The organism is Micromonospora sp. NPDC047644 (assembly GCF_040704315.1).
GTDB lineage: Bacteria > Actinomycetota > Actinomycetes > Mycobacteriales > Micromonosporaceae > Micromonospora.
Window position 1 is genome coordinate 90310 of the sequence record NZ_JBEYSY010000015.1, and the last position, 21325, is coordinate 111634.

Annotated in this window: 16 protein-coding genes; 1 reads left to right on the forward strand and 15 read right to left on the reverse strand. The window is 72.3% G+C overall.

What is annotated here, in order from left to right; translation table 11 throughout:
• Nucleotides 1-7: 7 nt before the first annotated feature.
• From AB0877_RS24495 to AB0877_RS24525, 7 genes are all read right to left on the reverse strand, one after another.
• Nucleotides 8-1639 (reverse strand): lipopolysaccharide biosynthesis protein, encoded by a 1632-nt coding sequence (locus AB0877_RS24495; protein WP_366611741.1) that lies wholly within the window; start codon nucleotides 1637-1639, stop codon nucleotides 8-10.
• Nucleotides 1636-2928, reverse strand: a complete 1293-nt coding sequence (locus AB0877_RS24500; protein WP_366611742.1) for an O-antigen ligase family protein — start codon at nucleotides 2926-2928, stop codon at nucleotides 1636-1638. Before AB0877_RS24500 ends, AB0877_RS24495 begins: the two co-directional genes overlap by 4 nt.
• Before the next feature lie 68 nt (nucleotides 2929-2996).
• Nucleotides 2997-4595 (reverse strand): lipopolysaccharide biosynthesis protein, encoded by a 1599-nt coding sequence (locus AB0877_RS24505; RefSeq protein ID WP_366611743.1) that lies wholly within the window; start codon nucleotides 4593-4595, stop codon nucleotides 2997-2999.
• Entirely contained in the window at nucleotides 4588-5103 is a 516-nt protein-coding gene (locus tag AB0877_RS24510) for a DapH/DapD/GlmU-related protein (RefSeq protein ID WP_355009213.1), read from the reverse strand. Before AB0877_RS24510 ends, AB0877_RS24505 begins: the two co-directional genes overlap by 8 nt.
• Nucleotides 5104-5235: 132 nt before the next feature.
• Complete coding sequence (locus tag AB0877_RS24515) at nucleotides 5236-7173, reverse strand: hypothetical protein (protein ID WP_366611744.1); 1938 nt, start codon at nucleotides 7171-7173, stop codon at nucleotides 5236-5238.
• 221 nt (nucleotides 7174-7394) lie between these two features.
• Entirely contained in the window at nucleotides 7395-9101 is a 1707-nt protein-coding gene (locus AB0877_RS24520) for a glycosyl hydrolase (RefSeq protein ID WP_366611745.1), read from the reverse strand.
• 225 nt (nucleotides 9102-9326) lie between these two features.
• Complete coding sequence (locus tag AB0877_RS24525) at nucleotides 9327-10184, reverse strand: shikimate dehydrogenase (protein WP_366611746.1); 858 nt, start codon at nucleotides 10182-10184, stop codon at nucleotides 9327-9329.
• A gap of 232 nt (nucleotides 10185-10416) precedes the next feature.
• On the opposite strand from AB0877_RS24525, the gene AB0877_RS24530 reads away from it, so the two are divergent.
• Nucleotides 10417-10848 (forward strand): peptidoglycan-binding domain-containing protein, encoded by a 432-nt coding sequence (locus AB0877_RS24530; protein WP_366611748.1) that lies wholly within the window; start codon nucleotides 10417-10419, stop codon nucleotides 10846-10848.
• A 112-nt stretch (nucleotides 10849-10960) separates the two neighbouring features.
• On the opposite strand, the gene mltG is transcribed toward AB0877_RS24530, so the two are convergent.
• The 8 genes from mltG to AB0877_RS24570 all read right to left on the reverse strand — a co-directional run bounded on the left by mltG (nucleotide 10961) and on the right by AB0877_RS24570 (nucleotide 21305).
• Nucleotides 10961-12154, reverse strand: coding sequence for an endolytic transglycosylase MltG (gene mltG, locus AB0877_RS24535; RefSeq protein ID WP_366611749.1), 1194 nt, complete (start codon nucleotides 12152-12154; stop codon nucleotides 10961-10963).
• On the reverse strand, nucleotides 12154-12612 hold the full coding sequence (ruvX, locus tag AB0877_RS24540; protein WP_366611750.1) for a Holliday junction resolvase RuvX: 459 nt from the start codon (nucleotides 12610-12612) through the stop codon (nucleotides 12154-12156). The genes mltG and ruvX overlap by 1 nt, the downstream gene beginning before the upstream one ends.
• 72 nt (nucleotides 12613-12684) lie before the next feature.
• Nucleotides 12685-15363 (reverse strand): alanine--tRNA ligase, encoded by a 2679-nt coding sequence (gene alaS / locus AB0877_RS24545; RefSeq protein ID WP_366611751.1) that lies wholly within the window; start codon nucleotides 15361-15363, stop codon nucleotides 12685-12687.
• Nucleotides 15360-15665 (reverse strand): hypothetical protein, encoded by a 306-nt coding sequence (locus AB0877_RS24550; protein WP_366611752.1) that lies wholly within the window; start codon nucleotides 15663-15665, stop codon nucleotides 15360-15362. Before AB0877_RS24550 ends, alaS begins: the two co-directional genes overlap by 4 nt.
• A gap of 30 nt (nucleotides 15666-15695) precedes the next feature.
• Nucleotides 15696-16160, reverse strand: coding sequence for a DUF948 domain-containing protein (locus AB0877_RS24555; RefSeq protein ID WP_124823092.1), 465 nt, complete (start codon nucleotides 16158-16160; stop codon nucleotides 15696-15698).
• Nucleotides 16161-16309: 149 nt separating this feature from the next.
• Nucleotides 16310-17005, reverse strand: coding sequence for a hypothetical protein (locus AB0877_RS24560; RefSeq protein ID WP_366611858.1), 696 nt, complete (start codon nucleotides 17003-17005; stop codon nucleotides 16310-16312).
• A 2474-nt stretch (nucleotides 17006-19479) separates the two neighbouring features.
• On the reverse strand, nucleotides 19480-21018 hold the full coding sequence (locus tag AB0877_RS24565; protein WP_366611754.1) for a replication-associated recombination protein A: 1539 nt from the start codon (nucleotides 21016-21018) through the stop codon (nucleotides 19480-19482).
• A 74-nt stretch (nucleotides 21019-21092) separates the two neighbouring features.
• A complete protein-coding gene (locus AB0877_RS24570; protein WP_366611755.1) occupies nucleotides 21093-21305 on the reverse strand; it encodes a hypothetical protein in 213 nt (70 codons plus the stop codon).
• Nucleotides 21306-21325: the final 20 nt, after the last annotated feature.

Here is a 21325-nt window from a genome sequence, read left to right on the forward strand (position 1 = left end):
ACGAACCTCACCTGCCTCTCGTCGATGCCGAGGTGGGTGCGGCCGCGGCCGCGTTGTCCCCTCCACGGATCTGCCTCATGGTCCCCCGGATGCCGGCGCGCACCCGGGGCAACGTCAACATGCCGACGCAGCCGGTCAGCAGCACCGCCAACGCCACCGCGAGGCCGGGCAGGCCGCGACCGCCCACCAGCACGCCGGCCCCGGCGGCCAGGCCCACACCGGCGATCGTGGCCGCCGCGGCACGCACCATCGCGGCGTCGAACAGCGGCTCCCGAACCACCGACCGGGCAAACCCGGCGGCGGTGAGGTTCTCGGTGGCGATGCCGGCCGCCCAGGCCACGGCCGCGCCCGTCGCGCCGTAGCGGGGGATCAGCCAGAGGCCCAGCGAGACGGTCACCGTCAAGCCGGCGACGGTGGCGACCAGGTGCAGCCCGCTGCGCCCGCCCATCAGCAGCAGGCTCTGCACGTTGCCCACTCCGGTGTTGACCAGCATCGCCAGCGCGAGCACCGTCATCGCCGGCACACCGGCGGTGAACTCCGGCCCGAACAGTTGAAGGAAGGCCAGCGCGAAGACCGCCAGCAGCAGGTACACCGGCCAGGACAGCACCAGGCCCCAGGTGGTCAACTGCCGGTGCACGGCCGCCGCAGCGGCCCGCTCACCCCGCCCGAGCAGCCGGGACAGCTGCGGCGACACCGCCACCCGCAGCCCCTGCATGGCCAACTGACCGGCCAGCACGTACCGCCCGACGGCGCCGAAGACACCGGCGTCCGACGGCCCGGCCAGCACCGAGGTGAGCAGCACACCGATCCACATGTTGCCGGCGTCGATCGCCGCCGAGGCGGCCCGGGGCAGCGCGAAGCGCCAGAACGTGGACCAGTCGGCGCGGTGCGGTCGCAGCGCCGCACCCCGGCCCAGCCCGAGCGGGCCGGCGACCAAGGTGAGACAGGCCAGCAGCGCCAACGCCGCCGGCACCAACCAGCCGGTCATGCCGGCCAGCAGACCACCACCGGCCAGGGCGGCGGCACCGACCAGCACCGGGCGGGCGACCGGCAGCAGCAGGAACTGCACCCCGACGTACGCCCGGATGGGCCGCACGCAGCGCAGCGCGGCGAGCAGCAGGGTCATCGCGACCACCACCGGCACCGCGGCGAACGTGGCGGTGAGCAGCGCCTCGCCGTTGGTGAGGGAGTTCCCGAGCAGTCGGGGCGCGAGCGCGTCGGCGGCGAGCACACCCGCGCCGGCGACCACGAGCGCGGTCAGCAGCGGCGGGATCAGCGCCACCGGGAGCACCCGGGCCGCGTCGCCGCGTGGCCCCGCAGTGCGCCGGGGCAGCGCCCACATCAGGCCGGTCTCCGCGCCGAGGGTGCAGATCGCGGTCGCCACGGTGACGACCCCGATCGCGGCGAAGAACGCGCCCGCGCCGGTCGTGCCGTACCCCCGGGTGATCACGACGGCCAGGACGAACCCGAACAAGCCGCTGGTGGCGGCGCCGAGCAGCCCCGCGACTCCGCTACGGGCGCTGCGGCGGGTCTCGGCCGAGCCGGTGTCCCCGGTGGGCGAAGCAGCCTGATCCTCGACGGGGGTGTGCGTGGGCCGGCCCTCGTCGGCACCGGCCGACGGTCGGGTCGCCGCGGTCACGCGGGCACCGGCGCGGTTCGCGCGGACGTCGGCGACGGCCCGGACGGCCGGATCAGCCGTTCACGTTCGGTCAGCGCCATCGCGAAGGCCACGGCGAAGAACGCGACGGCCAGGTTCTGGTTCGCCATGCCGTAGAACGGGACCTGCACGAGGCAGACCACCGGCACCACCGCCAGCCACTGCCCGGCCGCCGACGTCGCCCGCGCGCAGATCACCGCCGCGGCGACGAACCACGCCAGGAAGCAGATCAGCGCGGGTACGCCGTGGCTGAACAGCACCATCCACAACTGCCCCTGGGTGCCGATCGGCGCGGCCGCCGACACCGTGTCGACGTTCACCGGAGCCCCGTAACCCAACCAGGGCGACTCCTGCACCCGGCGGATCACCTCGGTGTAGAGCGAGAGCCGGTCGGTGTTCGTGTCGCTGGAGTCGACCCGCTTGCTGATCAGCTCGGTGATCGGAATGAACAGGGTGGCCAACCCGCCGATCACCACGACCCCGACGATGGAGGCGGCGACCCGGACGTTGCCGCGCAGGCTGGCCCGCACCCCGAGCACCGCCAGTCCGGCGCCGAGGCTGAGGAACATCGCCCGGTTGAGGGTGAGGAACGCCGGCGCCAGCGACAGCGGCAACGACGCCAACAGCGCCCAGCGCAGCAGCCCCTGCCGGCGCAGCATCGCGAAGGCCACCACGCAGGGCAGGGTCATCGCGTACGCGCTGCCGTAGTTGTTGGTGTACGCGAACGGCGCGGCCGGTCGAAAGATCGGGTTGAGCGAACGGGCGCTGTATTCAGCGGTGGTGAGGTGCACCATGTCCTGGATGAACGGGGTGCCGGCCACCCCGCCGGGCAGCAGCACCTCCATCGGGGTCGTCATGGCCAACCGGGGCACGAGCACCCCGAGCCAGCCCAGCGCCACCAGCCCGAACCAGAACGCGCAGAGCGGGGTGAGCACCGCCACCAGGCTGACGCGTTCCCGGGCGGCCGCGTAGACGTAGACGCCGACCACCAGCGCGGTCAGGTAGAAGGCCAGCCGCAGGGCGAACGTGAGCAGCGAGGCGGGCGACGACAACTGGGTGGCGCTGACCACCACGATGGCGAGGAAGAGCAGCCAGATGCCGACCGCCGGCGGCAGCGGCACGCGCCCCCGGGTCAGCAGCAACGCCAACAGCAGCGCGCCCAGCAGCGGCCAGCCGAGGTAGAACGCGCCGAGCAACCACCAGAGCGGCACCAGGCCGAACATCATCGACAGCGGCCAGAGCGGCAGTAGCGGCGGCGCGGACGGCGGCACCGGCGCGGGCTCCTGCGGAGCGCCTCCGGGTGGTGGTTCGGTCGCCGGGGCGCGGGTCACCGACACGCTCAGGCCCGGCCGTTTCTGGTGAGCACGAAGCCCAGCGGGGTGACCCCGGCGGCCCGCAGCCGCTCCACCAGGCGTCGCAGGTCGCTCTGCCGGGTGCGGTCACGCTCCACGACCACCACCGCGCTGCCCTGCCGGGCCACGGCCACGCCACGCTCGTCGGATTCGGCCGGCGGGGCGTTGAACAGGACCAGGCCGTGGTCCGCGCCCTGCCGCCAGGTGCCGAACCGGACGCTGCCCACACCCACGACAACCTCGTCGGGGGTGACGACGCGACTGTTCTCCGGGCGGGCGGACGCCACCCTCGGCAGCGTCAGGGTGGCGTCGGGGTCGGTGGACGGGCGGGCGCCGGGCGGGTGCGGGGAGGGCCGACGGGCCGGCGTGCTCTCCGTGGCGGCAGCGGCGGCCGGTGTGCTGCCGGCCGGCCGGGGCTTGGGCACCAGCGGCCGGGACGGGTCGATGGGCAGCCGCCCCCGGTCGGCGAGAACGCTGGCTCGTAGCCGTTCGATCCGTCCGCTGTCGTCGGCGACGAAGACCTCCCGGCCGTCCACCGCCAGCGCCACGGCGAGACCGGCGGTGAGCCCGGTGGCGTCCTCCCGGGCGGTGACCAGCGCCACCCGGGCCGGCTGCCGGACCCGCTCGGCGACCGCCATCGCCACGTACCGGATGTCCGCGTCGACGGCCCGGGGGCTGCCCCGGAACGCCGGCCGGCGCACCGTGCCGAGCAGCGGCAGGCCGGAGGCCTCCCGGCCGTCGGCGACCGAGCGGACCCGCCGGTCGGTCGACTCCCAGAGGTACGCCAGCACGATGCCGACCAGCGCGCCACCGAGCAGACCGGCGACCAGGTAGAGCGGCCGGTGCCCGGCCGAGGTGACCAACGCCTTCTCGGCGGTCTGGGTGACCCATCCGGGGTTGACGTCGACCGCCGCGATCTCGGTACGGGCGGCGTTGAGCTGGGTGAGCTGGTTGTTGATCCCGGCCAGCTCGGCCACCAACGCGTCACCGGCGGCGGTGTCCTTGGCGGTGTTCGCCCGCTTCTGCAAAGCGGTCTGCTGGGCGGCGACCTTGGTGATGCTGGCGTCGTAGGAGCGCAGCATCTCGGCGCGCTGCTGCTCGTACATGCTCCGGCGGACGCTCAGGTACGCCTCGGCGGCCCTGTTGGCGCTCTGCACGGCCTGGTGCGCCTCGCGCGCCTGGTAGGTGAAGCGCAGGATCTGCCCACCGGTGGGCACCTCGACCTCGAGCGCGTTACGGATGTCGCGCGGGTCGCCGCCGGCCGTTTCGGCGAGGCGCTGCACCACCTCGGTGCCGGTGGCGATGCCGCTCTCCACGTTCATGTTGACCGCGCGGTCGGCGCCCGCGCCGCTGGGGGTGAAGGCGTCTGTCACGACCGGCCGGACCGCGACCACCGCGCTCGCGGACAGCGCCGCCGGCACCAGCAGCACGTAGCCGAGCGCGGCGAGCAGACCGACCATGGCGACCGCCCCGACCAACCGCAACCGGTGCATCGGCACCCGCAGCAGGTCGGTCAGTGTCACGGAACGCGAGGTGCCGGAGGACGGGCCGTCCGTGGTCCAGGGGGCGGGCGCTGCATCAGTCATGGAACTTCTTCACCGTCTGTTGAGGATTGCCGACGACCACGACGCCGGGCGGTACGTCCGTGCGGACCACAGTCGCCGCGCCGACGACGCTGTCCCGGCCGACCCGCACGCCCTTCAGGACCAGGGCGTGCGCACCGACCCAGACGTTGTCCTCGAGAACGATCGGGGCACGGGTGAGCGGGCCGGGCGGTGCGTGCCGCTGCTCGGGGGGCAGGTTGTGGAAGTCGTTGTCGAGCAGCTCGCAGTCCGACAGGAGGCACCGGTCCCCCACGGTCACCGACGTCCAGGTGCCGATCCAGGTGGCGTTGAGCAGACAGTCCGCGCCGACGCGTACCTCGCCGGGGCCGGCGAAGCGGACGAGTTTGTTCAACCGGGTGCGGTCACCGATGGTCACCCGCACACCGCGGCGCAGCCGGATGCGGCCGCGGATCTCCACGTCCCGACCGAGCGTCAAACGTCGGTAACGGAGCTGATACCAGCCGCGTTTGACCGCGAAGACCAGACGCACCGCGCGTCTCGTTCGGATGCCACCGACGCCGAGCAACGACCCTCCCCCACCGTCGCGGGCCGGCGGCGGTGCGTACCCGCCACCGGCCCAACGTGAACAATCTACCGATGCTCCGTTACGAACGGTTGACCCTTACTGTACGGAGAAGAATGTCGATGGGGTAGACCAGGACAACTCGGGCGTTGCGCTGCTGATGACCGTCGCCGTGGTGCCGTTGACCACCGCGCTCGGCGCCGCTGTCGGGTCGAACGGCAGGCTCCGCAGCGCGCCGTCAGTGGAGCCGTAGACGATCCGGCCGCCGACCCAGGCCATCCCCCGCACCGTGGACCAGGTCACACCGGTGGTCGGCAGGGCGAACTCGGTGGCGCCCAGGTAGTTGCCGTCGATCTCGAAGTAGCGGTAGTAGAGGTTGTTCGCCCCGGTACGGGTGTAGTAGAGCCGGCCGTCGAGGAAGAAGGCACCGGTCAGCAACGCCGGGTTGTACCAGTCGTTGTAGCCGGATGCCTCCCACGGCGAGCCGATCGCGCCCCCGTTGAAGAGCGAGATGTCGATCCGACTGCCGGTGGGCGTGCCGGCCACCGTGTGCGACCAGTAGATCCGGTCGTCCACCCGCCACGTCGCGCCGGCCGCCGTGTACGCGGGCTGGCTGACGCTGGTCGCGGTGCCCAGCTCGGTGCCGTTGAACGGCACCTTCGCCAGGGTGCCGGAGGCGGTGCCGAGGTAGAGGTTGCCGGTGGTGGCCGACGGCGGGTTCTTCGGGGTGAAGGTGCGTCCGCCGGCGAGCGGGAACATACCGAGCCGGCCGTGGTACTCCTCGCCCATGCCGTCGGAGTTGTGCCCGAAGTAGAGACCGTCCGAGCCGCGCCAGAGCACCGGCACCGACGAACCCCAGTTGCTGGTGCCCGACGGCATCGAGGCGCTGCCGCTACGGCGCGGGTTCCAGTTCACCGGCATGCCGGTCGCCGGAGTGACGGCGGCGATGCCGAGCCGGTCGATCGCGCCCGAACCCGCGTTGTCACTGGCGTTCGGGTTGTTCAGCCAACGGAAGTGCCCACCCAGGTAGATGACGTTGTCCGCCACCTCGACCGAGGTGATGGTGTCGTTGCCGGTGTAGTCGACCCAGGTGGCGAGCTGGCCGCTGCCCCGCGCGGCGGTCTCGAAGCGCACCAGGGCGTCGCAGTACGCGGCCGGCCAGCCGGCGCCGCCGTTGGTGCCGATCACGAACCAGCTGCCGTCGCCACCGAACTTCACGTCCTGCACATAGTGCACGAAGGTCGTCGGCGAGGCGCACGGCGCCACGAACTTCTCGCTGCTCCAGTCGATCAGCGTGGGGGTCGCGGAGACGTCCACCAACGCGATCTGGTTGCGCGGCAGGTCGTTGACGAGGGTGAAGTTACCGCCGACGACGAGCGTGTCGCCGTCGGGCGCGACGTCGATGGTCCAGACGTACGACGTGGTGCCGTGCCGTCCGACGGTGGCGTCGATGCTGAAGCTCGGGTCGATCGCGCCGGTGGTCGCGTTGAGCCGGCCGAGGCCGGAGTGCGCGGTGCCGTTGAGCCAGTTGAACGCGCCGGCCACGTACAGCCAGTTGCCGTGCAGCGCCAGGTCACGGACGGTGCCGCCGTCCGAGCGCCCGACCCAGCTGTCGACGATCGCGCCGGTGGACGGGTTGAGCGCCACCAGGTTCTTCCGGGAGACGCCGTTGACGTTCTTGAAGGCGCCGCCGACGATCAGCGTGCCGCCGGGGCCGGCGAGCAGGGTGTTGACCGCGCCGTCGAGCACCGGCAGGAAGGTGGTCGACATGGTGCCGGTGGTCCGGTCGTACGCGAAGAGGTAGCGCTGCGTCACCCACGCGGAACTGGCGGTCTGCCGGAGCTGGGTGAAGCTGCCGCCGACGAAGACCGAGTTGCCCACCTGCGCGAAGGCACGGGTCTCACCGTCGCGGGCGTGCGGGGTCGCGTCGGCGGGGTTCGCCGACACCAGAGTCGCCGTGGCCGGGACCGGCACCACCGCGGCCGACGCGGTCGTGGGCACGCCCAGAGCTGCGGCGATGATCGCCAACGCGACCATCCCCGCCCGAGTACGACGTCGTCCTGCAAAACGCCACAAGTGCGAGAGTTTGGGCACGCTGCGCCTCCAGATTGGATGAGAACCCGAGGTAGCGTGCCTCGTCCAGCCTGGTAAACAAAATCCGCCGATTGGGCGGTGCATGAATCCGCAAGCCGACAGAACGCCGGAGGATCGGCTGCGCGACCCCCGGCGAACGTCGTCCGGTCAGCCCGTTTCGAACGTCAGCGGTTACCTCCGGTGGGTTGCCGCAGGTAGGGGTCCTGGCCGGCCTTCGCGAAACCGGCCACCGCCGCGGCGTCGTGGTTCATCGTCATGTCGCAGGTCGACGTGCGGCTGGTCATGCCGGCCGAGTTGAAGTAGATGGCCGCCTTGATCTTCGGGTGCTCCTTCAGCGCCGCCGGGAACTCCTGGAACCAGCGCTGCTTGGCGCCCAGGTCGGCGGAGTTGAAGTTGGTGCCGAACTCGGCGAGCATCCGGGGCTTGCCCGCGCCGATGCCGTTGTCGTCCAGCCACCGGTAGAAGCCACCGACCGTCGTGCTCGGGCTCTTCCACACCGTGCTGCCGTTGCAGACGTGGAAGTTGTACGGGTCGTACGCCACCCAGTCGACGTACCGGTCACCCGGGTACAGGCCGGCGTACCGGGAGTAGTGCCCGGACCAGCCCATCATCGTCCAGACCCAGACCGCGTTGGTCGCGCCGGCGTCGGCGAACCGCTCGTGGACGTAGCGCCAGGCCCGCACGAAATCGGCGTCGCTGCCCTTGTTCGGCTCGTCCTCCGGCTCGTGGTCGAAACCGATGAAGACCGGCACACCGGCGGCCTTGATCCGGCCCGCGACCGCGTCGATGGTGCCGTCCTGCTTGCCGCCGTAGACGTCCGACCACTTCAGGGTGGTGCCGGCGGAGAAGTCCCGGGACTCCCAGGCGAAGAACATCAACCGGCCTTCGCGCATCTGCTGCTGCTCGTACATGTCGGGGAAGGCGCCGTTGCTGCCGGCGTTGGAGAAGTCGTGGTAGCGGTGCACGATGTCGAACTTGCGCCCGACCTGAGCCTCCACATCGGAGACGGCCTTGCCGTGGTCCCAGCCGCCGGACGCGCCGGCGGGCGAGTACATGCCCCACCAGGCGCCACAGGACGGGACGAGCTTGTCCGAGACGGAACCACACTTGCCGGACGGCAGGGTGCCACTGGCGCTCGGGGTCGCCGTCCGGGTCGGCGCGATGGTCGGCGACGGCTTCGGCGCGGCGGTGGTCGGCGACGCGCTCGGCGACGGCGGCGGCGCCGGCCGGGTGGGCGTCACCGGCGACGGCGGGGACCCGAGGTCGTAGCTGATCAGCAGGCTGGGTCGCAGGTCCGGGTTGCGGTTCTCGACCGACGCCCAGTAGATCCGGCTCTCCAGGCCGCTCTGCGCCAACGAGACCGTCCAGGTGCCGTTGCCGGTGACCAGTTTGGAGACGTCCCACTCGTTGAAGCCCTTGGACACGCTGGTCACGCTGTCCAGTGCGGCACCGGCCGGCGTCAGCGGCGGCCGCGACTCGCGGGCGCTCAGCGGCGAGGCGTGCGCCGTCACCGTGGCGGCGAACTGCTGCCAGGCGTGCACCCGCAGCGTCGCCCGGATGTTGACCGCGGTGGACGGCACGGTGGTCACCGCGAACTCGATGACCGCCTCGCGGCCGCCGCGCGGGTTGCCGTCACAGCGCGCCGCGCAGGTGGCCAGCGTCGACTTGGCCGCGTTGTCACCGTCCTGCGACACCGCGGTGGCGGTGGTGTCGGCCGCCGCCCGGATCGACAGGTCGTCGCTGGCGAGCAGCGGCATCATCGTCGCCACGATGCCGGCCACCACCGAACCGCCGACCACGCCGATGGCAATCGCCTTACGCCGGGGCCCGGAGCGGAACCGGGTGATGCGGTGCAGTCCGTGCCTGGTCAAGGAAACTCCCTGTGTCTGCGTCCGTAACGGTGAGCAGCGTATCGATGACCAGGACATGTGGCAGGTAGGACAGTTTTCCGTAAGCGCGTCTTAACCGTCAGCTAAGAAACCGCCACAGGCGCGACCGGAGCCCGCCCCACACCTTGCCCGTGCGGCACGCGCGGAGTCAACGGATCCGTGGGAAGCCACCAGCCGCCGGGACGTCGGGGCTGCCTGTCCGGTCCGTCAGCCGGCGCGGGCGGCGGTCAGCGCGGCGGCCATCGCCGCCGTCGGCGCGGTCACGCCGGTGAACTGCTCGAACTGCCCGACCGCCTGAGCCAGCAGCAGATCCAGACCGGAGACGATCCGGCAACCGGCCGCGTCGGCGGCCGTCGCCAACGGCGTCGGCCACGGATCGTAGAGGGCGTCGAAGACCACCGCGCCCGACCGCCAGGCCACCGCGGCGGCCAGCGGGTCGGCCACCCCCTTCGGCACCGTGGAGACGACCACGTCGGCGCTGCCGAGCCGCCGGGGCGCATCCGCCCACGAAGCGGGCGTCAGCGCGACAGCCACCGCGTCCGCCACCGGGCGCAACTCGTCGACCGCCTCCGGCCGGCGGGCCACCACCGTCACCGACGAGCAGGCCAGTTGAGCGGCGGCGGCGAGCGCGGCGCGGGCCGTCCCGCCGGCGCCGAGCACCGTCACCGCGGCACCGGCCGTCACACCGGTCTCGGTGAGCACCCGCACCATGCCGGCGACGTCGGTGTTGTCCGCGTACCAGGAGCCGTCCGGACGGCGTACCAAGGTGTTGGCCGCCCCGACGGCGGCGGCGACCGGCGACGCGGCGGCGGCCACGGCGAGCGCCGCCTCCTTGCCCGGCATGGTCACCGACAGCCCGGCCCACTCCGGGCCCAGGCCGGCGACCAGATCCGGCAGCTCCGCCGCCGCGCACTCGATCCGGGTGTACGACCACCCGGTCAGCCCGGCGGCGACGTAACCCGCGGTGTGGATCACCGGGGAGAGGGAGTGCGCGATCGGCTTGCCCAGCACCGCGGCCCTACGGGTCGACACGGTCGCAGCCGAAGGCCCGGTCACTGTCGACATCACTTCCCCGCTCTCGGCCGCACGTCGGGATCGACCCTACCGAGCACCCTCGCCCGGGCACCAGGCAACGGGCGCACCGGTCGCCCCGCAGGACCGGGTTATTACTTGACCCCCATCGACGTTGGTGAAAGCATCCCCGAGGAGGCAAGCGCCGATCGAATAAGGGGAAACCTTGAACAAAAGCATTCTCCGCGCCCTCATCGCCATTGCTGCGGCTTTCAGCCTTTCGCTGATGGCCGCCGCACCGGCGCGGGCGGACGCCGCAGCGGGCAGCTGGTCGGACAACCACCAGCTGTGCAATTCCAGCTCCTGCGTGCGCGGCGGCAACATCGTGCGGCTCTGGCAGGCCATCATCTGGGCCGACGACCTGAGCGGCACCGTCGGCACCAGTTTCATCGACGGGGAGTTCGGCTCCAACACCGCTGCCAAGACCAGGACCTGGCAGGACGTGATGAACATCGGCATCGACGGCTCCGTCGGGCCGCAGACCTGGGGCAAGGCGTACGGCGCGGTCAACCGCAACACCGGGTTCGACACGAGCACCCAGACCGGTTACTTCTACTACGGCTACAACCGCACGTTCGGTCTGCGCAAGCAGAACAGCAACGGCGTGTGGACGTTCCTCAACCCGCGCACCGGCACGTGGACCGGCACCAGTCACTGACCATGACGCAGTAATTGCGCGTCAGAACTGAATGAGTAAAGGCTCCCTTCCCGGCGGCGACCACAATTGTGGGCGCAATGGGGAGGGAGCCTTTACGGCGTCAACCGGTCGGTCAGATGATGCCGGCCTCCCGAGCCTTGTTCTCGTTGCGCCGGTGCTGCTCGTACGTCTCGGCGAACTCCGAGTGGCCTTCCCTGTCGATGGCCACGAAGTAGAGCCACTTGCCGGTCGGCGTGTCCATCGCCCCTTCCAGGGCCTGCTTGCCCGGGTTGTTGATCGGGGTGGGGATCATGCCCCGCAGCTTGCGGTTGTACGGGTTCTTCGGGTCGTCCAGCTCGGCCGCCGTCATCTGCTTGGACGACTTGGTCGGCTTGCCGATCGACTCCAGGTAGTAGTTGACGGTGACGTCCATCTCCAGGCAGTTGCACGGGAACTCGCCGTACGCGCGGTTGTAGGCGACCCGGGCGACCTTCCCGAGGTCGTCCTTGTTTCCCGCCTCGGCCTGGGCCAGCGATGCCACGATCAGCGCCTCGTACGGGCTGACCTTGCGTTCCTCCTGCACCCGGTCGGCGAACTTCATCTCACCGGTCACCGAGAGGAACCGGTTCACCATCAGCTTGAGGATGCTGTCGGCGGTGGACTTCGGCGGGATCTCGTAGGTGTCCGGGAACAGGAAACCCTCGATGGACTTGACGCTCTTCTTGCCGTCGCCGCGCGTGTACCACCAGTCCGGGACGCCGAGCCCTTCCGGGTCCTTCGCGGCGGCCTGGAAGTTCTTGACCGGGATCTTGGTCTTCTCGGAGAGCAGCTTGTAGATGTTGAAGCTGGTGCGGCCCTCGGGGATGGTCAACCCGTTGACGATCTTGTTCTTCAGGTCGAGCATCGCGGTCACCGCGTTCGCGCCGCTCATCTGCTTGCGCAGCTTGTACGTGCCCGGCTGGATGTTCTTGCTGCGCGAATTGGCCTCGGCCGCCTCGATGAACGCCTTCTGGCTCTTCACCACGTCGGCCGCCACGAGGGCGTCGGCCATGTCGGCCAGCAGCGCGCCGGCCTTGATCTCGACGGTGATCTCACCGGCCCCGCTGCCGTCGTAGTCGGGGGTGACGAAGTAGTTCTGGATACGGTCGAAGCCGTAGAACGCGCCACCGCCGATGCCGCCCAACAGGAGCAGGGCCATCAGCAGAGCCAGGAACGTCTTGCCCCGGCCGCCCCCGGACCCGCTCTTGCGCTTGCGGAAGCCGCGCCGGTGCCGACCCTTCTCCCCCCGCTCCGCATCGTCGAACCCAAGATCCAGATCGTCGATCATTACGTCCGCCTCCGCTGCGCGTCCAGCCAGCTCTGCAGGATCTCCACCGCGGCCGCCTGATCGACAACCGCACGTTGACGTTTACCTCGGACGCCACGCTCGGCAAGCCTACGAGAAGCGACCACGGTCGACATCCTCTCGTCAGTGAGCGTTACCGGGACAGGCGCTATCACATCGACCAGTCGGTCAGCGTACGCCTTCACATGGGCGGCCGCAGGACCGTGCTTGCCGGCGAGATTGACCGGAAGACCGACGACAACCGCGACGGCCTCGTGTTCGGCCACCAACGCGGCCAACTCGGCGAGGTCGCTCGGCACCGCATCCGGCGCCGCCGTGAGATCGCGGGCCAGCGTGACCAGCGGCGTTGCCAAGATCCCATCCGGATCCGAGCGGGAGACGCCCACCCGCACCTGACCGACATCCACACCGATCCGCACACCGCGCGTCAACTCAGCCACCGACGGTCACCACCGGCCGGGTACGAACCAGGGCGGACCAATCGGCCCGCCCTGACTCACAGTGATGATCCGTCACGCTTCGGTAATCGCCTTCTCGACGGTGAGCAGCAGGTTCGGTGCCTCGGCCGCGGGCAGACCGCCGCCCTGGGCCAGATCGGGGCTGCCACCGCCGCGCCCGGAGAACGCCGCCTTCACCAGATCCGACGCGGCCAGGCCCCGGCTGCGCGCCGCCGCGTTGACCGCGACCACCAGGGACGCCTTGCCGTTCGACCGCGCCGCCACCGCGACGACCGCCGGCCGCGCCGGGTCGATCTTGCCGCGGATCTCCTGGGCCAGGGTACGCACATCGTTACCGGCCGCACCCTCCGGCGCCTCGGTGCCCACGTACGCGACCCCGCGCACGTCCTTGGCCTGCGCCGCGAGCGCCGCCGCGCCACCCAGCACCAACTGGGCGCGCAGCTTCTCCAGCTCCTTCTCGGCGTCCCGAAGCTGGGTGACGGTCTGCTCCACCCGATCGGCGACCTGATCGTTGGGCACCCGGTACAGCTCGGCCAACCGCGAGACCAACAGGTGCTCCTTGGCCAGGAAGCCGAAGGCGTCCATGCCGACCAGCGCCTCCACCCGGCGGACACCGGAGCCGATCGACGACTCGGAGAGGATCTTCACGAGGCCGAGTTGGGCCGAACGGGCCACGTGCGTGCCGCCGCACAACTCCCGGGCGTAGTCACCCACCTCGACGACCCGCACCTCCTCGCCGTACTTCTCGCCAAAGAGCGCCATCGCGCCGATGCGCCGCGCCTCCTCCAACGAGGTGATGAAGGCGTGCACCTCCAGGTCGGCCAGCAGCACCTCGTTGACCTGCTGCTCCACGTCACGCAGGACGCTCGGCGACACCCCGGTCGGGGTGTTGAAGTCGAACCGGAGCCGACCCGGGGCGTTCAGCGACCCGGCCTGCGTGGCCGACTCTCCGAGGAAGTTGCGCATGGTCTGGTGCACCAGGTGCGTGGCGGTGTGTGACCGGGAGATCGCCCGACGCCGCGTCGTGTCGATCTCGGCGAAGCCGGCCTCACCGGCGCGTACCTCACCCCGGATCACCCGGGCGCGGTGCACGATCAGGCCGGGCACCGGCTGCTGGACGTCGAGCACCTCGACCTGCCCGCCGCCAACGGTGATCATGCCCTGGTCGGGCTGCTGACCACCGCCCTCGGCGTAGAACGGGGTCGTGTCGAGGACCAGCTCGATGGTGTCGCCCTCGGTCGCCGCCTGACGCGGGCCATCGGCGCCGAGCAGCGCCCGCACCGTCGACTCGCGGGACACCTCGCCGTAGCCGGTGAACGTCACCGGGCCACCCGCGTCGAGCACCGACCGGTACGCCGACAGGTCGACGTGGCCGGTCTTGCGGGCCTGCGCGTCGGCCTTCGCCCGGGTGCGCTGATCGGCCATCAACCGGCGGAAGCCCTCGTCGTCGACGGTGAGGCCCTGCTCCGCGGCGATCTCCAGGGTCAGGTCGATCGGGAAGCCGTACGTGTCGTGCAACTGGAACGCCTTCGCCCCGGACAACGCCGAGCCGCCCGCCGTGCGGGTCTCCGCGATCGCCGTGTCCAGGATCGTCGTCCCGGCCCGCAGCGTGGACAGGAACGCCTCCTCCTCCGCGTACGCGTAGTCCGCGATCCGGTCGAAGTCGGTCGCCAGCTCCGGGTACGACGGGGACATGCAGTCGCGCGCCACCGGCAGCAGCTCGGGCAACGCCCGCTCCTGCCAGCCCAGCAACCGGATCGACCGGATCGCCCGACGCATGATCCGGCGCAGCACGTACCCGCGGCCCTCGTTCGACGGGGTGACCCCGTCACCGATCAGCATCAACGCCGTGCGCACGTGGTCCGCGATCACCCGCAGCCGCACGTCGTCCGGGTGCGACTCACTCGCCACGTGCCCGGAGTGCGCGCCGTAGCGCTTACCGGTCAGCTCCGCCGCGCGGGCCAGGATCGGCCGGACCTCGTCGATCTCGTAGAGGTTGTCGACACCCTGCAGGATCGACGCCATCCGCTCCAGGCCCATGCCCGTGTCGATGTTCTTCGCCGGCAGGTCACCCAGGATCGGGTAGTCCTCCTTGTTGGTGCCCGGCCCCCGCTCGAACTGCATGAACACGAGGTTCCAATACTCCATGTACCGGTCCTCGTCGACCGCCGGGCCGCCCTCACGGCCGTACTCCGGGCCCCGGTCGTAGAACAGCTCCGACGACGGACCGCACGGCCCGGGAATGCCCATCGACCAGAAGTTGTCCGCCTTGCCCCGACGCACGATCCGCTCCGCCGGCACACCCACCGACCGCCAGATCTCGTACGCCTCGTCGTCGTCGAGGTAGATCGTCGGCCAGATCCGCTCCGGATCGAGCCCGTAACCACCCTCGGCGATCGGCTTCGTGGACAACTCCCACGCCAGCGGAATCGCACCGGCCTTGAAGTAGTCACCGAAGGAGAAGTTGCCGTTCATCTGGAAGAACGTGCCGTGCCGGCTCGTCTTGCCGACCTCGTCGATGTCCGGGGTACGGATGCACTTCTGCACACTCACCGCTCGCTGGTACGCGGGTGTCTGCTGACCCAGGAAGTACGGCACGAACTGCACCATGCCGGCGTTGACGAACAGCAGGTTCGGATCGCTGATGGCGGGCAGCGGAGCGGACGGCACCACGGCGTGCCCATTCGCCTCGAAATGCGCGAGGTACCGCCGCTTGATCTCCGCCGTCTTCATCGCTCGTGTTCCTCCGGAAAGATTTCTCGATCGCCGATTCGCGGGTCTTCCCGCAGGTCGGCGAACTTGTCGTCGAACGCCTCGCCCTGGGCGAACGCGTGGTGGATCTCCTGCTCGCGTTCGGCCATCCCGACCCGGACGTCCTCCACGAAGTTACGCAGCGACTCGACGAGCCCGCCAGCGGATTCCGTCAGTGAGCTGGCGATGCCCGCCGGCGTGTACGCCTGCGCCGTCCGGGTCGCCTTGCGGACCACGATCACACCGACGGCCACCCCGATGCCGAGCCAGAACAAGCGCCTCATGTCCCGCTACCTCCTGGTGCGCCGGGCCGGTCAGCTGTTGCCGCGTCGCGCGGCCCGACGCTGCTGCTTGATGGTGTCGCGCACCTCGCGCTCGGTCTCGGCGTGCCGGCGGCCGGCGGCGGCCTTGCGCACGCCGTAGCCGAAGGCGGCCACCTTGACCAGGGGGTTCGCGGCCGCGGCGGAGACGACGGTGGCCAGGTTCGCGACGTTGGCGGTGACGTTCTGCGCGTGGCTGGTCATGGTGTCGACCTTCGCCAGCTGGAGGTTCACGCCGTCGAGCGAGATCTGCACCTGCTCCAGCGCGGTGTTGACGTTCTTCACCGTGGTGTTCACGTCACCGAGCAGCGGTGCGGTCCGGTCGTTCAGGTCGTTGATCATGCGGGTGGTGGCGTCAACCGTGTGCCGCAGCCGCAGGATGGGCAGCGTCAGGATGAGCACCAGCACCGCGAACGCGGATGCCGCGATCAGCGCCGCTATCGCTCCAATGTCGCCCACGCCTGTCCTCCTCAAGCAGAGTTCCGCAGGACCCGACGTCCCCGGAACGCACAACCATGCCACCCGTACCGGCCGCCGAGCCGTCGACGCTCACCGGTAGCGGGCGTGCCCGCCAGCCCCAGACCCTACCGTCCGTGATGGAGACCGGCTCAGGACGGTGAGGGTGTCTGCTCACCCAGCGGATCCGCACTGACCGTCGGGAACGGATCCTCACCGGTCAGTGACGGGTCGGTGGTCGGCTGCGGCCTGGTCCGCTCGTCGTCGATCGCATTGCGCACCTTCACCGACACCAACGAGCCGGTGCACTCGGTCGCAGCGGCCGACGGGTCGCCGGACGGAACGATCGCCGGCTCGCCGTCCACCGGCGGCGGCACACAGGTCGGCTCGCGTACCCACAGGTCGAGGGTCAACTCGTCGCGACGCCAGCAGGTGTAGCTGCCCTTCGTCTCCTGCTCCGGGCAGCGGGTCACCTTCCACGGCTGCCACCCGTCCCGGCGCAGCGCGTCCTCGTAGACCTGTGCCGTCTCCTTGGGCGCCTTCTCCGAGGTCACCGTGCGCTCACGCAGCCGGCAGTCGAGCAGGCACCAGCGGCTGCCGCTGACGTCGTCGACCGTCTTCGCGGCCGCCCAGCCGGGCACGCCGAGCTGGTCCAGGTTGTCGAAGACCGGGTCACGGCTCAGCGTCCGGAGCCCGAAGAAGAGCGGAACCGCGCCGAGCAGCACGACGCTGACCAGCACCAACGCCGCCGCGCGCAGGCGACGACGTTCCCGGGTCTGCCGGCGTTCCTCGGAACGGGCACCCGGTGCGGCGTCGTCGTCCGGCGCGTCCTGACCGGCCGAGCGCAGCGCCGGCCCGTCGGCGGGCTCCGGTTCCGGTCGGTCCACCGGACCGGCCGCGGCGGGCACCGCGGCGGCGGCGCGGGCCACCCCGACGGGCTCGCCGGCGCGTCCGGACGGCGGCACGGGCGCGACACCGCTCGGCTCGGCACGGCCGGGCTCCCGATTCGGCGGCAGGGCACGGCCGGCGGCGCGGTCGGCCGGCAGGGGTCGTCCGGCCGGCGCAGCACCACGGGCCGGGCCGGGCTCACCGGTCCGGTCGTCGGCTGGCGGTTGCCCACCGGGTGGGCGGACAGCGGCACGAGCCGGACCGTCCGGACGGGTGCGCGGCGGACCGTCGACACCCGGCGGCACGGCGGCACGGGCCGGACCGTCCGGACGGGTACGCGGCGGACCGTCGACACCCGGCGGCACGGCCGCACGAGCCGGACCATCCGGACGGGTCGCATCCGGGGGTGCCGCATCGCCACCCGGGCCGGGACGCAGTGCGCCGTCAGCGCCACGTCGCCCGGTGCCGGGCGCCGGCGCGTCGCCCGGAACGGGGCGGGCCCGCCCGGGTGCGACGGATCGGGCAGCGCCACGAACAGCGGGACCGGCGCCGGGTCGACCGCTGGCGTAGGGGTCGTCGCCGTTGTCGCCGGCTGTCCCCGGCCGACCGGGGACAGCCGTACCGTCGGGGCCCGGCTCGGCCGGTCCGCGCCGTCGTCGGCCGGTCGGATCCGGGGCGGGCGGTGCGTCCGGGCCAGGCCCTGCCACGGCACGGCCGCGCCGAACGGTGGGGTCCGGAGTGGGGGGCACCGCAGCGGCGCCCCGCCCACGGGCGGGCCGGTCACCGGGCTGCGGGGGGTAGGTCAGGGGCTGCTCTCCGGTGGATCCCGACCCGTCGGGCCGGGCGGCGCGACGACCGGTCGGCGCGTCCGCGCCAGGGTCGACCGGCGGGCCGGCGGGCCGGCGGGCGGCGGTGCGCTCGGCTGCCGGGTCGGGCACGGCGAGCCGACCGGACGCCTGGTCGGTCAGGTCTACCGGCCCGGTGGGCGGCGCCGGGCGGCGACTCCCGGCCGGCGGACTGCCGTCTCGACGGTTGACCACCGCCAGGCCGGGGTCGGTGTGTGGCAGGCGGCCGGCCTGGCGCAGCCAGTCCGCTGGCCGCTCCGGCCGGTCCGGCCGAGGTTCCCCGCCGGGCGGCGTTCGGCGTTCCGGTTCATCGGAGACGACCCGGCGGCGACCGGTGCCGTCGGCGGGGCCGGTGGTGGGCAGGGCGCCACTGTGCGCGCCGGTCGCCTCGGGCACCGGCGACGCATTGCCCGAGCGCGGCACTGCTGGCGCGTTACCCGAGCGGGGCACGACCGGCTCGTCGGGTTCCGCGGCGCGGCGACGCCCGCCGGCTGGCGGACGGGGACCCTCGGACGCGCGCCCGGCGGGTTCGGGTGCTCCGGGGTCGGCCGGGCCCGGACGACGCCGGGCCGTACGCGGGTCACGGTCGATGGCGGGGTCGGGCCGCAGGCCGTCCGCTGCCGACGGCACGACGCCAACTGGCGCGCCGTCGAAGCGGGGCGAGCCGGGGGCGGCGGGTGCTCCGACGGCCCGCGGATCGGGTGCCGAGCCGGCGGCGCGGCGACCGGCCGGGGGGCCGTCGGCGAGAGGCCGGGCACGGCCGGGTTCGACCGGTTGCTCCGGGCCGGGTCGGCGGACCGGCGGGCCGGCGTCGGGACGGCGCGGCATGGAGTCGGGTTGACCGCCGGGTGCGGCGGGGTCCTGATGACGGCCCGGCGGAACAACGGCGTCCGGGCGGCGGGCCGGCGAAGCGGCGGCGTCCGGGCGACGACCGGCCGGGGGGCCCGAGGTCGGTGGGCCCGCGGGTGGGCCGGGAGGGGCGGCCGCACCGCGCGGACGGGCCAGGCCGCCGGGCGCGTCGGGTGCCGGACGAGGCCCCGCAGGGCCGGCCGGGTCACCCCCGCCCGGGCGAGCGGGGGGCGGCGACTGTGGTACGGCACCGCGGGCGCCGGGCACCGGCTGAACGCCGCGGCGCGGCGGCTGCCCGGGTACGGGAGGGGCCGCGGGTGGCCGGTTGTCCGGGCGACGACCCGCTGGCGGCGTCTCCCCGGGCCAGGGCCCGTCGACCGGCCGACGGGCGGCGGCAGCGCCCGGTTCACTCTGACGCGGAGCCGGCGGGGCCGAGGGCTCCGGCGCGCTGCCGCGCGCACCGGCCGGCTCTCCCGCCGTACGCGGGGTGGGTGGTGCCGGGTCTGCCGGCGGCATCCCGCCGCGGGGCCGGTTCGGCTCCGCCGGTGCGCCGTCCGGGCCCAGCTCGGTGCGTTGCTGCTTGGCCGAGCGCAGATCGTCGATCCAGCCGAACTCCTCGCCGGCCACCGGCTCCTCCGGCTCGGGCTCAGCCGCCCGGCCGCGACCCCAACGGCGGGTCTTGGCGCGGGGATCGCGCCGCTCGTCCGGGCCCTCGTCCGGGCGGTCCCCACCACGCGATCTCACTGTTGACCCTCTCCTGCGGCGTCGGTGCCGCTGTCCTGCATCGTGCCGGGGGCATCCGTGCCCGTCGTCGGACGGGCGGCCCCCGGGGATAGCGCTGGCGCGGTCTGCGCCGTTACGGACGGCTCGGATGTCGGCGTCTGCGGGCGCGCGGCCGGAGCCGGCAGACCACGCACGATCCGGCGCAGCAGCGGCAACCTGCCGGCCACCGACCGCTCCGCGCCGTGCGGGCTGGGCTGGTAGTAGTCGGTGCCCACCAGGTCGTCCGGAACGTATTGCTGGGTGACCACGCCGCGCTGGTCGTCGTGCGGGTAGCGGTAGCCGCTCCCGTGGCCCAACCCTCGGGCGCCGGCATAGTGCGCGTCGCGCAGCCCCCGCGGCACCGGGCCACCGCGACCGGCCCGGACGTCGGCGATGGCGGCGCCGATGGCGGTGGTGGCCGAGTTCGACTTCGGCGCGGTGGCCAGGTGGATCACCGCCTGGGCCAGGTTGAGCTGCGCCTCGGGCAGCCCGACGTACTCGACCGCGTGCGCCGCCGCGGTCGCCACGCTCAGCGCCGAGGGGTCGGCCATGCCCACGTCCTCGCTGGCGAAGATGACCAGACGACGGGCGATGAACCGGGCGTCCTCACCGGCGACCAGCATGCGGGCCAGCCAGTGCACCGCGGCGTCCACGTCCGAGCCGCGCATGCTCTTGATGAAGGCGCTGACCACGTCGTAGTGGGCGTCGCCGTCCCGGTCGTAGCGCACCGCCGCCACGTCGACGGCCTGCTCGGCGGTGGCGAGGTCGATCCGGCCGCCGCCGAGGGCCATCGCGGAGGCGGCCGCCGCCTCCAGGGCGGTGAGTGCCTTACGGACGTCACCGGCGGCCAATCGGACCAGGTGATCCTCGGCCTCGGTGGTCAGGACCAGCGCGTCGTCCAGGCCACGCTTGTCGGCGACCGCTCGGCGCAGCAGGCCCCGTACCGCCTCGTCGTCCAATGGTTGCAGGGTGAGCAGCACGCACCGCGACAGCAGCGGTGAGATGACCGAGAAGTACGGGTTCTCGGTGGTCGCCGCCAGCAGGGTGACCGTGCGGTCCTCGACGGCGGCCAGCAGCGAATCCTGTTGGGTCTTGCTGAAGCGGTGCACCTCGTCGATGAAGAGCACCGTCTGCGGGCCACCGGAGCGACGCTGGCGGCGAGCCGCCTCGATCACCGCCCGGACGTCCTTCACGCCGGCGGAGAGCGCCGACATGGCGACGAAGCGGCGGTCGGTGGCCCCGGCCACCAGGTGCGCGATCGTGGTCTTGCCGCTGCCCGGCGGGCCCCAGAGGATCACCGACATCGGAGCCCCGCCGGAGACCAGTTGCCGCAGGGGTGCGCCGGGAGCGAGCAGGTGCTCCTGCCCGACGAGCTCGTCGAGGGTCACCGGGCGCATCCGGACGGGCAGGGGCGAATCGTCGGCCACCGCGGTGAAGCCGTCGACACCGGCGGGACCGTCGGGCGCGCTGCGCGACCCGGCGGGTTCACCGAGGGAGAAGAGGGCGTCGGACTCCATCACGAAGACAGTACCGGGCCGGGCCCACGACGCCGGAATCGCGCCGCGGGCCCGCCACCGGTGATCGGTTCCGGTCAGCCACGCCCGGGGCGACGGCCCCGGTACCAGCGGCCGCCGCCACCGCCGCGCGGGCCGCTGCCCACGCCGGCCAGGTAGAGCGAGAGCAGGAGAAGCCCGACGAGTACGAGGGTGTTCCAGTTGAACAGGTCCGGCGCTCCGAAGTCGGTGCCGAGCAGGTCAAGCAAGAGTGCGAAGCCAAAGACGATGGCCGCGAGAATGGCGAGCATGTCGGTCCTCCGGTGGGGGT

Bases quoted from the DNA above. Each gene is read 5' to 3' on its own strand.
- AB0877_RS24505 (WP_366611743.1), bottom strand. From the start codon at position 4,595: ATGACTGATGCAGCGCCCGCCCCCTGGACCACGGACGGCCCGTCCTCC.
- AB0877_RS24515 (WP_366611744.1), bottom strand. From the start codon at position 7,173: ATGGTCGCGTTGGCGATCATCGCCGCAGCTCTGGGCGTGCCCACGACC.
- AB0877_RS24525 (WP_366611746.1), bottom strand. From the start codon at position 10,184: ATGTCGACAGTGACCGGGCCTTCGGCTGCGACCGTGTCGACCCGTAGG.
- AB0877_RS24530 (WP_366611748.1), top strand. From the start codon at position 10,417: ATGGCCGCCGCACCGGCGCGGGCGGACGCCGCAGCGGGCAGCTGGTCG.
- mltG (WP_366611749.1), bottom strand. From the start codon at position 12,154: ATGATCGACGATCTGGATCTTGGGTTCGACGATGCGGAGCGGGGGGAG.
- alaS (WP_366611751.1), bottom strand. From the start codon at position 15,363: ATGAAGACGGCGGAGATCAAGCGGCGGTACCTCGCGCATTTCGAGGCG.
- AB0877_RS24550 (WP_366611752.1), bottom strand. From the start codon at position 15,665: ATGAGGCGCTTGTTCTGGCTCGGCATCGGGGTGGCCGTCGGTGTGATC.
- AB0877_RS24565 (WP_366611754.1), bottom strand. From the start codon at position 21,018: ATGGAGTCCGACGCCCTCTTCTCCCTCGGTGAACCCGCCGGGTCGCGC.
- AB0877_RS24570 (WP_366611755.1), bottom strand. From the start codon at position 21,305: ATGCTCGCCATTCTCGCGGCCATCGTCTTTGGCTTCGCACTCTTGCTT.